The organism is Acaryochloris marina S15 (assembly GCF_018336915.1).
GTDB classification, from domain to species: domain Bacteria; phylum Cyanobacteriota; class Cyanobacteriia; order Thermosynechococcales; family Thermosynechococcaceae; genus Acaryochloris; species Acaryochloris marina_A.
On record NZ_CP064923.1, the window covers coordinates 1,955,102 to 1,967,568 of the forward strand.

Sequence of the window (12,467 nt, forward strand, 5' to 3'; positions counted from 1 at the left end):
TTGGCGAGGTAGTTTAATTGCCACCTAGAAAATCAATGAAGCGAGTGATTGACGATGGTGGGCTACACCAAGAGCTGCCACAGAATTACAAATAAGGACAACATAGCCCCTACAAACCCTAACGAACGCAATACTGGCACGCCAATAATATAGGCAAAGGCATGGAAGATCCTGCAGGCAACCATAATTATTGCTGCCAGATTAATCAATGGGTTGGCTGCTCCCGACAACTGAACGACGAGCAGGGTTACCACTAACATCGGTAAATTTTCATAATGGTTGCGCTGAGCCCGCTCTGCCCGTTGAGCCCAGGGTGGAATCTCAGGCATGGTGTCCCGATTGCTTGCGGCCCATTCCATTCCACCTTTTGCAAACCGTGCCAGGGTGGGGATGTAATTGAGGGGGAGAGACCACATGGCGAGAGCCAGGGCACAAAATAGTACAGTTGTCATCGCAGGTTAATTTAAGCCAAATACCATAGCATTAATGGTACTGAGCAATGGAATATTTGTGTTCTATGCCAAGAGAAAGGTTGGTTTTTAGGCGGATTGATACTCGAATCGATCTTGCGATCGCAACAAGGAAGTCGCGCCCCTCGCCGTTAGGGGTGGAGCAAACAAAAAGCCTTGGCCGTGGGTGCAGTCGAGGGAATTGAGGTAATTGAGCTGGGTTTTATTCTCCACTCCTTCCGCAACTACCTTCAGATCTAAATTATTGGCAAGTAAGAGAATCGAACGAATAATCGCTTGTCCCTCTGCCCCCATATCGATTCGTTGGACAAAAGTTTGATCAATCTTTAAGGCATTAATAGGCAGGCTATACAGATAGCTTAAAGAAGAATATCCCGCCCCAAAATCATCGAGATAGAGTTCTAATCCCAGATCTCGCAGCTGTTTCAGTAAGGTAATCGTTGTCTGATCATTGCGAATAATCGTGCTTTCCGTCAGCTCTAGCTTGAGATGGGTCGGATCGATGCGAGATGCAGTCAGAATATCCGCCACCTTGGTGACTAAATCACTGTGAAACAGCTGTTTCGCCGATAAATTCACGCTAATTCGCAGGGTTTCATAATCTGGAAGGCGTTGCCACTGACGCAGCTGATTACAGGCCTGCTGCAATACCGATAATCCCAAATCCTGAATCATGCCAGACTCTTCGGCAATGCCAATTAGATCGGAGGCGGCAATGGGTTGATGGTTGCTGTCGTACCACCGAATTAACGCTTCAAAGGTGTCAATCGCTCCAGTCTTCAGGCAGACAATGGGCTGGTAGTAGATCTCAAAGGCTTGGCGTTCAATGGCCCGCCGCATTTCTGTTTCTAGCTGCGATCTCGCCATGGTCTGGGACTGCATGCCGGTGTTAAAGACCTTATGACAGCCTTTACCCGCTGACTTAGCCTGGTACATGGCCACATCTGCATCTTGCAACACCTGCTCGGCATCTTGATACCCAAAGTTACTGAGGGTGATGCCAATGCTAACGTCAATGAAAATCTCATGTACCCCCAGATTAAAGGGTAAGGTCAACTGTTGGCGGAGACGTTCTGCCGTCGCAGAGGCATCTTCTTGGTTTTGGAGACCATTGAGTAAAATCACAAATTCGTCTCCTCCTAAACGAGAGGCCGTATCGCCTGGACGCAACGAGGACAGCAATCGTTCAGCAATGCCCATCAGCAACTGATCACCAACCCCATGGCCCATGCTGTCATTAATGATTTTGAACCGATCTAAATCCAAAAACAGCACGGCAAACAGATAGTCGGGATAGCGCTTCAGCTGTTTGAGAGATTGTTCTAATCGATTCGTAAACAAGGCGCGATTCGGTAAGCCCGTTAAGGGATCGTGGAAGGCATGATGGAGGAGTTCACTCTCTTTCTGATGATGTTTTAAAGCCCCACTGAGACTTGCCACCAAGGTTTGTAACAGAGAAATATCTGGGGCAGACCATTGACGTTCAATATGGCGATTCTCAAAGCTCATAAATCCCCAGAGCTGATCTTCGATAAAGATGGGGAGGAGAAAAACAGAGCAAATGTCGGCTCGTTTCAGATGCGATCGCTCAATTTCGTGAAAATCTCGAGTCAGCTGGGAAAAAGGTAGACGGCGAACCAAGGACTGGTACCAACGTCGTTGCCCGATCACATCGGCGGGAACGGTCCAGGGCAGCTGTAAACTGGAAGCCGACTCGGTCTTCTTCACCCAGGCATAGCGCAGTTGGGGGGTGAGCACGCCAGTCTTAGACGTATGGAGTTCGCAAACATAGAGCCGATCGATCTGCGCTGCATTACCGGTCACGGCCAGGGCTTTGGTGACCGCTGTATTGAAGTGGGAGCCCGTGAGCAGATATTGACTGGCTTCAGCTACGGCGGTTAGTAAGGCATCCCGCTGTTGTTGGGCTAATCGATGCTGGAGGTGTTCGGTGCGATCCAGCCAACAACCAATCAGCTCTAATCCTGGCCCTGTCGGTTTAGACACGAGCTGAAAGATATTTTGAACCCAGCGATACCCTAACTGTTTATGAAAAAAGCGGTACTCGCACTCCTGCCAAATATCTAACGTGCCTTGGCTGAGGGTTGCTAATACCAGGGACCGATCGTCAGGATGGATCAGGGATAGCCAGCGGGTTGGCTCTGCGAGTAAATCCTGATCGGTATAGCCAAATAGGGATGTAACGCTCTGGGAAACAGCCGTTAAATCAAAGGCACCGGGACAGCTGCTGTACATGACCGCAGGGCAGGCAGCTGTCAGATGATCTAAGTTGGCCTGTTGGTCGCTTTTCACGATCTCGTAGAGCGGAGGGGACGTCACACCGAATTTACTCCAAGCACAGATAAACGATGATTTATACCGATTGAAATAGCGTAAATTCACGCATATTTCTGAATACTGGCTGAATAAATCGTCTTCCCTCAAAGGGTACGAGTTGATTTAGGTGGTTGTCCTCAGCAAATATACGGACATGTTTAAACAGAATATTTCGTATTGTTAAGCTCGATTTCTAGAACTAGCAATCTGCCCGATTGAACCACTTTTTTAATAAGAGCTTTAAGGCTTCAAAGCTATGTGGAGCTATGGTTTTTTAGGATTAGAACGGAGAATGGGGGCTGTTGCAGTTTGAGATTGCTTAGTGTCTAACCACGCTAGACCTGCCCCCAAGGCTTCGGCAAGGGTGTTCATCAATCGATACAAAGCGACACTGCCCAACGCCAATCCGTAGGACAGGGTGGAGGTCTCAGTCAGGACGCCGGGGCGAATCATCAGTTGGCAGACGGTGAGTTCAAATACGCCGACTCCGCCTGGAACTCCAGGGGTGACAAATCCTAGCAGCCAGCCAATACTGAAAATGCTAATCAGACGCGGAATGGCTTCAATCTCGACTGGAGTGAGGGCTTGGACGGTGAGGGCAAATCCAAGACCCCTAAGGACAATAATGCTAATTTCACCGAGTAAAGGCCGCCAGGGATAGTGCTTGAGTAGGAAGGGCTTGGCTTTCCTTTTGGGTTTGGATTTAGAAATAACGGCTCCGAGTTGAGACAGCCGTCGAATCAGAAACCGCAAAATTCTAGGATGGACAATAATTAATGCGGCTAGCAGTCCCAAGCCTGCAGTCCATAGACCGCTCCGAGGCACACTTAACAAACCGAGAATTAACCCTGCTGAAATCATTAAGAGGGTGTCGAGAATGACACTGAGGGAGGCAGCGGTTAGAGGAATGCCTATATTTTGGGCAGCTAAGGTTCGACCATAGAGATGGAGCAAATTGCTGGGTAAGTATTTGGCAATATTGGTGGTCAGGTAAATCTGGGTTGCCCAAACATTGCTGACGGGATGCCCCAAATCTTCTAGAATCCATCCCCAGACCCATCCCGTCCCGGTAAAGGCAAACAGGGTGATACCGGTTGCGATCGCAACACTAGCCCAAGCCGACAAGGTAATTTGAATGGCTGCAATCGCCTGCCAATGCTCAAATAAGGCTTTCCCTAAAAAGGCCAAAACCGCCATCAGCAATCCGGCAAAAAAGACGGCCTTATAGCTCGTCCATAGCTGCTTAATCCAGCTCCAACGCTGATCCATGAAGATATGCTCTAACTTGGGTTTAGACCGCTAGTCTTTTAATCAGGACTGAGTCCTTTGGCCTGCAGCCAGTCTGGATTAAACAACTTAGACTGATAGCGAGTGCCGCTATCACAAAGCACCGTGACGATGGTATGCCCAGGTCCCATCTCCTTGGCAAGGGCCACCGCTGCGCCCACATTGATGCCAACAGATCCCCCTAGGAACAAGCCATCTTCTCTCAAAAGTTGATAAATGACCCGCAGCGCTTCAGGGTCATCCACTTGAACTGCATCATCGATGGGAGCCCCTTCCAAATTAGCCGTGACCCGGCTGTTGCCAATGCCCTCAGTGACGGAATTGCCTTCCGGCTTAATTTCTCCAGTCTTGACATAGCTATAGAGACCGCTGCCCATGGGGTCCGCCAAAATAGTTTTGAGATTGGGGTTTTGTTCTTTGAGATAGAGGGCTACCCCGGCATAGGTGCCGCCAGTTCCAGTTGAAGTTACCCAGGCATCGATCTTGCCATCGGTCTGTTGCCAGATTTCGGGGCCTGTGCCCTCATAATGGGCGAGACGATTGGCCAAATTATCGAATTGGTTGGCCCATACGGCATTGTCTAGCTCATCGGCAATCCGACCCGATAGTTTGACATAGTTATTGGGATCACGATAGGGCACCGCTGGCACGGCCCGCACTTCTGCCCCCAATAGCCGCAACGCATCCATCTTCTCTTGGGACTGGGTTTCAGGGATGACAATTAAGCATTTATAGCCTTTGGCATTGCAGATATGGGCGAGGCCAATTCCGGTATTGCCTGCCGTGCCTTCCACAACTGTACCGCCGGGTTTAAGCACCCCTCTTTTTTCGGCGTCATTGATCATAAACAAAGCCGCTCGATCCTTGACGGAACCGCCTGGATTTAAGAACTCAGCTTTGCCCAAAATTTCACAGCCGGTTTGCTCACTGAAACTATTGAGGCGAATGAGGGGAGTGTTGCCAACTGCGCCGACAAAGCCGTGTTTAATGTCCATGGTCGCGGAAAAGATTTACATATTTGCCTATCTTCCCACGACATGCACGGCTGTGACCAAGGGTTATGGGTCTGCTACCCCGGTGTTTGCCAAAATTGAGAAATTCCCCAAACCGAGGGTGCAAAGGGTCTGCTGTGTATGTTACGCTACTAAACTGTCGGTGTTTGATGAAAGCTAACCCGTTTCAGTCATTCTCACCAACCGACTATCTGGCTCAGTAGCTCAGTGGTTAGAGCAGGGGACTCATAAGCCCAAGGTCGGCAGTTCAAATCTGCCTTGAGCCATTTCTAAAATTTGTATGAGCTGGAGGCTTGCTTGGAAGATTGCTTTCAGATAGGGTTCAGCAGAAATCATCGTTCTGTGAGACTTCTCTCATTACAATTAGGCTAGGCAGTATCAAGACTCCTACTCTACAGTTTTCGCTGATTCGGGTTTGAACTCCTGCCCCATCAAAGAGAAGGAAATGATCTGTCGGCAACTTCTCAAGGATTGAACCCCATTCAATTTCGTAATGAACTCAGCATGGCACCCCAAAAACGCGACTTACCTACTAAGATTTGCCCAGTTTGTGGATTGCCGTTTACCTGGCGCAAAAAATGGCGAAATTGCTGGGACGACGTTATTTACTGTTCTGAGAGATGCCGCAGAAATCGTCAGTCATCGTCTTAACTCCATGGGTTACCCAATTCTTTGAGAAATTCAGTGGGCATAACCCACTCGGCTGAGTCCTAGAATACGAAAGATTCTGGCTTCTATGTCTTGGAGCTGTTCAACTGTGCTGGCATAGAGGCTGTTTTGGCTGCGAAGATGCTGATGGACTTTGACTAGCAGTTCTAGTTCACTCATCATTTGAGTGGTTTCTGTCTCATTAGGGTAGAGACTGGCAATAATGCGATTGATATCGGCGGTGGTATCAGCAATAAGCTGAGTCCCATGAGCAACGGCGGATTTGAACTCCTGACCCTGTTGTTTAATCAACTGACGAATGTAATAACCGGTGGTGGCTAAAAGTTGGTGTTGAGGCATCATGCTAATCAGTCCTGTAGAGGTGGATGAAGACGAGATGGAGCCTGAATCAGGCTGCTATAAGGGTTCTAATCGTGGTGGAGGCTTTTGTGATGTTCTGAGTATTGCAGGGTCAGTTTTTTGTTCTTGTTTGAGTCTGGGTTTAAGTTGTATAAGTTCGTCTCTCATTTCTGAAATTCATCTAAAGAGTCGGCAAAAAATGCTGAATCAGTCGATGTCCTTCGGTAATTTCCTTAAAATGTTGAAGAGGAAATGTCCGTAGCAGGTGACTTCAGTTTGATTCGATGTCAAAGATGATGCAGATTGATCCAGCTGAGATCATTGCAGGGTACCGTCAAGGCTATTTTCTGATGGATAATGGTGATGGGTTGGGATGGTATTCCAGTCAGACCCGGACCGTTATGCCGTTGGATGATCGGTTTCGCTACCCAAAATCCCTCCGCCGGAGTCTGAACCAAAACCGATTTACGTCAGCGATCAATCGTGATTTTTTTGGGGTGGTCGAAGGCTGTGCTAATCGCGACTCGACCTGGATCTCTGATGAACTGAAGATGATCTACATGTTGCTATATAAAGCTGGGTGGGCTTATAGCTATGAAACTTGGCAAGACGATCAATTGGCAGGGGGCATCCTCGGATTAGTGATTGGTGGGGTATTTATTGGTGAATCGATGTTTTTCCATATCTCCGAAGGCTCCAAAGCCGCGATGGTGATGTTGGTGAATCATTTGCGATCGCAACAATTTGCCTTGTTTGATGTCCAAATCACCAATCCTCATTTGGAGCGATTTGGGGCTTACACCATTTCTGAAAAAGAGTACCAGCAAAACCTTCAAGCTGCGATTCAGCTTCAGCGGGCTTTTAAGTCGGGTTTATAGGGGATTGCGATTGTAAATGTGGTGCCTTGCCCGACCTGACTATCTATCTGAATGGTGCCTTGAAGAGACTGGGTCACAATGTTGTAGACAATATTGAGTCCCAATCCCGTCCCCCCTCGATGACGAGCAGTGGTGAAGAAGGGTTCATACACTTTAGAAAGATTTGCTGGCGGAATACCACAGCCATCATCGCTGTATGTCATAAAGGCCCGTTGGTCTTGCTGTTTAATTTGAATCTGTAACTGCCCTGTTTCACCTTCGGCGTAGGCATGCTTGATGGAGTTAGTTACCAAGTTCGTAATCAGTTGAGCCACTACCCCTGGATTATGGGTGAGGGTGATCCACTCATCTCCAGACACCCTCAGTTGGTGACCAGAATGCTTAACCTGGGGCTGAAGACTGGTCACCACTTCTTCCACATAAGCTTTCAAATTGAAGGTGCGTAACTCCTGATGGGATTGATCAATCGCGACTTGCTTGAAGCTTTGAATCAGATCTGCAGCTCGGCTGAGATTACTGTTCAGTAGTTGGGTGCATTGGCGGACCACCTCTAGATATTGATTGAGAGTCGACCGCCTGAGTTGACCGTTCTCAGCTGCTTGCAGAAATTGTTCACTCTCATCTGCGAGGGTAGAGGCAACGGTGATGCTAGTGCCAATGGGGGTATTGATTTCGTGGGCTACCCCAGCAACTAAAGTGCCTAACGCAGCCATCTTCTCTGCTTCGATCAGACTGACTTGAGCTGACTTTAACGTTTCTAGGGTTTCTGAGAGTTCTTGGGTGCGCTCTTTGACCCGCTGATCCAGTTGGGCGTTCAGCTGTTGCAGTTCAGCTTCTATGTCTAGTCTTTTGGAGAACAGTCGAGCATTCTCTAGGGCGATGGCTGCTTGGGAACAGAGGAAGTTGAGTACGGTGATGCGATCGCAAGTAAATACCCCCGCCGTAGATTGGTTCTGCAAATACAACAAGCCACTGAGATTGCCTTGATATCGAATAGGTAAACAGAGAACACTGCAAGGTTGATGTTGTTGTAGATAATCATCAAGGATGGGTAAGTCGATGTCTAAGTCATCAACAACCAGAACCTCTTGCGTATGTTGGACGTATTGAATGAGTTGAACAGGTAAGTTGGAGTTGCCAACGAGAGGTTCGTTCGTGAGTTGCGTCGTCTCAGGGATAGCAGTGGCTCTGATATGCCAGGAATCATCTGTTTCTGGTAGGAGCAATACTAAGCTATCTGCTCCAGAATTTTGCAATATCATCTGGGTGAGCTTTTCTAGTAGTTCACTTAGATTCAAGCTTTCTGAGAGAGCTTGGGCTCCTGCAAGAAGAGCTGCAAAGTCGAGACTAGTATTGAGGTTGGTTCGGTTCGAAGTAACTGAAGCTGAAGAATGAATCGATAGATTGGTATCAACAAGACTGGCCAAGGTCGCAAGTGGATTGAGCGACTGCGATCTTGGCTGAAGAATAGGTTGGAGCAAATGAGTATAACGCTGTTCAAGATCATCAGTTTTGGCTTTTGCTCCCCAGCGAGCGTAGCAGCCGTAAGCTTCTTGTATATAAGCTGTGGCAGATTTATCTTTGCCCCAATCGAGGTAGAACTTTGCTGCTAGTTCATTCCCTAGTGCTTCTTCTTGGACATAACCATTTTCCTTCGCACCGGCAATAGCAAGCTCATAGGCATCAATTGCCTCCAGTTTTTGATCCAATACTCGATGTCTTTCAGCTTTAACCAAGTCCACCTGATGCTTGAAATTCATCGGAGCATGGTGCGAAAACAGGTCCAATTTTTTGATGTCATTATCAACTTGAGACAAGCTATGGGTGCGTTCTTCAGCAGTACCTTGATTGAGGATAGCTAGACAACAGAGTGCTCGAAAATAGTATAAGTAAGAGATTTGAAATTCCCCTGTTAATCCGCTATTCGATTTATTGGCAGTTTCTGCAAAGCCAATCCCTAATAAAGGCTTGCCAAATAGATAGCTGACAACTAATTTATTGATGTAGAGTGCTGCAATCAAAACGTCGAAATTGTTTTCCTGCAAATTTTGTAGGCATTCAGATTCTCGAAAAATAGTTCCCTCAAGTTCCCAAGGTTTCTCGCTAAGGTTGATAAGATTTAGGGCTGTTTGATGGAAAATTTGGAGACTCCATAATATTCCGTCCTGCCGATAGGTTTCTAGGACTTTGCTATAGGTCTGGTTCTCTTGGTCGATAGTGGCTAAATTAACACCTGAAAAAAAGAGGAATTGAACATAGTGTTGGATACCATAGGCTGTATATTCAATGTCTCCAGATTCAATACCAATGCTGAATCCATTTTTTAACGGAGGGATGCAGTCTTTGAGCAACCCCTTCCAAGGAGTAACATAGGCATAAATCAGGTTCCTGACCCGCATTTCAAATTGCTTAGTAGGGAAAGCCTCCATTACTGCTAGAGCTACTTCCCCTGCAAAGTAACCGGATTCAAACTTTTGAAAGCCACACAACAGCATGGCAAAAAGTGCATAAATTGAAGCAGAAGCTGGGATATTACCGTGTTGTAGTAAGAGCGAAATTTGCTTGCAAATAATGATCGGTAAAAGTTCAGGCTTTGACTTATAGGCATATCCCACCATCAGGGTTAGCAAATCTTGAGTTCTTAGCAACTGAGGATCGCTTGTTTGGGGTAGAGCAATAAACTCATCAATCGTTCTAGACTGAAATTCTGATAGAGTTTGACTCAGTTTTTTCTGGATAGTATCGTTACTGATTTCTGCTGACATTTGAATGCCCAGTGACTTCAAGACCTTGAGGGACAACTCTAGACCTGACAACATCTTTCCCTGGGCTTGGTCACTCGCAATTTGGGCAATGTAAATGGGAAGCGTATCCGCAATCACAGAAACATGTTCTAATGCACTAGAGCTGATCGTCTCGACGGCTTCAAAGTCGCCCCTTAAATAATGAACATCCACCAACTCTGAATAGAGAGAAAGGATGAGAACATATTGAGTCTTCCACCCTTGATCACTCAGTAGTTTAATCCCACTCTCAAAATACGAGACAGCTTCTGTATAGGCAATCGATGCTTTTGCTTTTTGACCTGCTTCTAGATTGAGCTGGGCTAGCTGTTGTCGCTGGCATGGATCATCAATTAAGTTAATCCCTTGATTGAGGCTATTAACAATATTAAAAATGCTGATTTTTTGATCTTGATCGATCCTCTTTTTATATAAAAGCTGACCGATCTTTAGGTGATATTCCTTTTTATCTTCTTCAGGAATCAGAGCATCAGCAGCTTGTTGGAAACGATCATGCATAAAGTGATAGCTGACGGTTATGTCCTGTTTAATTCTGATGTCAGTATCATTATTGTTGTTTGAGAAGAACTTGTAGTCTTCGCTTTGTGAAAGAATCAAGCCATCATTTAAGGCTGGCCATAAATCTGTCGCTATCTGCTCTTTATTGTCCTCACAGACCAAAGCCAAGGTATCCAAATCAAACTGATTGCCAATACAAGCCGCAATTTTTAACACCTCCTGCGTGGACGCTGGTAAAGTCTGTAATCGCCCCACCATAAACATGACTACATCATCTGTGAGTGCTAACTGCTGCACCTGAGTCAGGTCACATTGCCAATATCTAGCTTCAGTATCAAAAGTGATTTGCTGATCACTGTGCAGTCCTTGTAAAAATTGGGTAGTAAAAAAGGGATTTCCTTGGGTCTTTTGATACACCAGCTCAGATAGTGGTAAAGCAATGTCAGGCGCACACAGAAGTGTATCCGCTACCAAATGATTGATGTCATTTTGGCTTAAGGACGCTAGAGCTAATGTTTGGAACGAAGAACCCTGCTGTGTCAGCTCATCCAATTGCAGCATCAGTGGATGGGCAGAAAATACCTCATTATCTCGGTAGGCTCCAAGTACTAGCAAATAGTCTGTTTTTGATTTACCCATCAATAGATTCAGAAGGTTTAAGGAGGCTGAATCTGCCCATTGCAAGTCATCCAAGAAAATGACTAGGGGATGGTCTTGAGTGGAGAATACTTGAGTGAATTGGCCAACAAGTAAATTAAACCGATTTTGGGCGACGGTTCCTGAGTTCTGGTACGGTGGGTTGCTTGCCAATAATGTGCTCTAGTTCAGGAATGACATCAATCAGAACTTGGCCACTTTCCCCCACAACCTCTAGAACTCGGGTCTTCCAATGCGCTAAATCGGAATCTGATTCCCCTAGCAGTTGGCCCATTAAACTACGAAACGCTTGCACAAAGGCTGAAAAAGGAATATTGCGGTTGAACTGATCAAATTTTCCCTTGATGAAATAGCCCTTTTTTTGGGTAATCGGTTTGTGGACTTCATTGATGACTGCTGTTTTGCCTATCCCAGAAAAGCCTGCCACCAACATTAGCTCTGAACTCCCCTGAGCAACTCGGTCAAAGGCATCCAGCAGTGTTTTGACTTCAGCTTTACGGCCATAGAGTTTTTCCGGTATCAAGAAGCGATCGCAAACATCTCGCAACCCCAATTTAAAGGGCTCAATTTCTTCTCCTGCAGTCACCTGAGTCAGACAAAGTTCCAAATCATGCTTTAATCCCAAAGCACTTTGGTAGCGATCCTCAGCATTTTTAGCCAGTAGCTTAGCAACAAGATTTGCCACAGCCCCTGGCACGCCAAATTCCGTTAGGGAAGGGGGGATCTGAGCAATATGGCAATGCAGCCAAACCACGGGTTCATCCGCCTGAAAAGGCAGCTGCCCGGCAAACAGTTCAAATAGTGTGACGCCTAAGCTATAAAAATCACTTCTAAAATCAATCCCACGGTTCATGCGTCCTGTTTGTTCAGGAGCGATATAAGCTAAGGTGCCTTCCAAGGCATTGGGATTTTTGATCTCCTGAGTCTCTTTAGGTAGAAGTGAGGCAATCCCAAAATCAATCAGCTTAACCTGAAGGGTTTGGGGATGAAGCAGGATATTACCGGGCTTAATATCTTTGTGGAGGACACGCTGTTGACCGAGATAATGCAGAATATCTGCGAGCTGCAGGGCAATGGTTAACCCATCCTTTAAGGAGATAGAAGACTGCAGCATCTCAGACAGGGGAGTCCACTGCACGTCTTCCATGACTAAGGCATAGGTTTGGTGGCAAGGCTCTAATGCCAGAATCTGGATAATCCCAGGATGATTAAGAGTCTGGCCGATGGTGAATTGATTCCGAAAAGCAAGGTGATCTGAAAACCTCAAGGCCATCTGAGGAGGCGTCGTTTTGATGACAACGGAGGTTTTCTCCTTCAAGCGCCGGGCTCTATAGACCAGCGTATTTTTCCCCTCATGCAGAATTTCGAGGAGTTCATACCCATTGGGAATGATGTTGTGAGGAATGGAGGAACCCATTGCAACAGAACCCCGTAAAAAGGATGTGATTCAAGTTTGTCCACCGAGGAACTATGCCAAGGCCACTGATCTATTAAAGATAGCGATCCTTTCTTTAGACT

Annotated in this window: 9 protein-coding genes and 1 tRNA gene; 3 read left to right on the forward strand and 7 right to left on the reverse strand. The window is 46.6% G+C overall.

From position 1 onward, the window contains the following. Nucleotides 1-62: 62 nt before the first annotated feature. From I1H34_RS09670 to I1H34_RS09685, 4 genes are all read right to left on the reverse strand, one after another. On the reverse strand, nucleotides 63-452 hold the full coding sequence (locus tag I1H34_RS09670) for an MAPEG family protein (RefSeq protein WP_212665425.1): 390 nt from the start codon (nucleotides 450-452) through the stop codon (nucleotides 63-65). Nucleotides 453-539: 87 nt separating this feature from the next. Beyond that, the gene (locus tag I1H34_RS09675) at nucleotides 540-2,807 is read right to left on the reverse strand and encodes a bifunctional diguanylate cyclase/phosphodiesterase (RefSeq protein WP_212665426.1); all 2,268 of its coding nucleotides are present in this window, start codon (nucleotides 2,805-2,807) and stop codon (nucleotides 540-542) included. Nucleotides 2,808-3,068: 261 nt separating this feature from the next. After that, complete coding sequence (locus I1H34_RS09680) at nucleotides 3,069-4,073, reverse strand: putative bifunctional lysylphosphatidylglycerol flippase/synthetase (protein WP_212665427.1); 1,005 nt, start codon at nucleotides 4,071-4,073, stop codon at nucleotides 3,069-3,071. Nucleotides 4,074-4,111: 38 nt separating this feature from the next. Then, nucleotides 4,112-5,086 (reverse strand): cysteine synthase A, encoded by a 975-nt coding sequence (locus I1H34_RS09685; RefSeq protein ID WP_212665428.1) that lies wholly within the window; start codon nucleotides 5,084-5,086, stop codon nucleotides 4,112-4,114. Between the two features lie 211 nt (nucleotides 5,087-5,297). Between I1H34_RS09685 and I1H34_RS09690 the strand changes: the two genes are divergently transcribed. Beyond that, nucleotides 5,298-5,370: transfer RNA gene (locus tag I1H34_RS09690), tRNA-Met, on the forward strand. 238 nt (nucleotides 5,371-5,608) lie between these two features. After that, nucleotides 5,609-5,755, forward strand: coding sequence for a DUF2256 domain-containing protein (locus I1H34_RS09695; RefSeq protein ID WP_212665429.1), 147 nt, complete (start codon nucleotides 5,609-5,611; stop codon nucleotides 5,753-5,755). 30 nt (nucleotides 5,756-5,785) lie between these two features. Here the strand turns inward: I1H34_RS09695 and I1H34_RS09700 are convergent, their stop codons facing one another. Then, complete coding sequence (locus tag I1H34_RS09700; RefSeq protein WP_212665430.1) at nucleotides 5,786-6,115, reverse strand: hypothetical protein; 330 nt, start codon at nucleotides 6,113-6,115, stop codon at nucleotides 5,786-5,788. A gap of 293 nt (nucleotides 6,116-6,408) precedes the next feature. On the opposite strand from I1H34_RS09700, the gene aat reads away from it, so the two are divergent. After that, the gene (gene aat, locus I1H34_RS09705) at nucleotides 6,409-6,990 is read left to right on the forward strand and encodes a leucyl/phenylalanyl-tRNA--protein transferase (RefSeq protein WP_315874877.1); all 582 of its coding nucleotides are present in this window, start codon (nucleotides 6,409-6,411) and stop codon (nucleotides 6,988-6,990) included. Here aat and I1H34_RS32750 read toward each other — a convergent pair. After that, nucleotides 6,963-11,102: a trifunctional serine/threonine-protein kinase/ATP-binding protein/sensor histidine kinase gene (locus I1H34_RS32750; RefSeq protein ID WP_212665432.1), complete on the reverse strand. Its 4,140-nt coding sequence runs from the start codon at nucleotides 11,100-11,102 to the stop codon at nucleotides 6,963-6,965. The two genes, aat and I1H34_RS32750, sit on opposite strands and share 28 nt — an antisense overlap. Then, nucleotides 11,047-12,366, reverse strand: a complete 1,320-nt coding sequence (locus I1H34_RS32755; protein ID WP_212665433.1) for a serine/threonine-protein kinase — start codon at nucleotides 12,364-12,366, stop codon at nucleotides 11,047-11,049. Before I1H34_RS32755 ends, I1H34_RS32750 begins: the two co-directional genes overlap by 56 nt. Between the last annotated feature and the right edge of the window lie 101 nt (nucleotides 12,367-12,467).

Excerpts from the sequence above, each read along its gene's own strand:
- I1H34_RS09670 (WP_212665425.1), bottom strand. The coding sequence starts at position 452 with ATGACAACTGTACTATTTTGTGCCCTGGCTCTCGCCATGTGGTCTCTC.
- I1H34_RS09685 (WP_212665428.1), bottom strand. The coding sequence starts at position 5,086 with ATGGACATTAAACACGGCTTTGTCGGCGCAGTTGGCAACACTCCCCTC.
- I1H34_RS09700 (WP_212665430.1), bottom strand. The coding sequence starts at position 6,115 with ATGATGCCTCAACACCAACTTTTAGCCACCACCGGTTATTACATTCGT.
- aat (WP_315874877.1), top strand. The coding sequence starts at position 6,409 with ATGCAGATTGATCCAGCTGAGATCATTGCAGGGTACCGTCAAGGCTAT.
- I1H34_RS09695 (WP_212665429.1), top strand. The coding sequence starts at position 5,609 with ATGGCACCCCAAAAACGCGACTTACCTACTAAGATTTGCCCAGTTTGT.
- I1H34_RS32755 (WP_212665433.1), bottom strand. The coding sequence starts at position 12,366 with ATGGGTTCCTCCATTCCTCACAACATCATTCCCAATGGGTATGAACTC.
- I1H34_RS09680 (WP_212665427.1), bottom strand. The coding sequence starts at position 4,073 with ATGGATCAGCGTTGGAGCTGGATTAAGCAGCTATGGACGAGCTATAAG.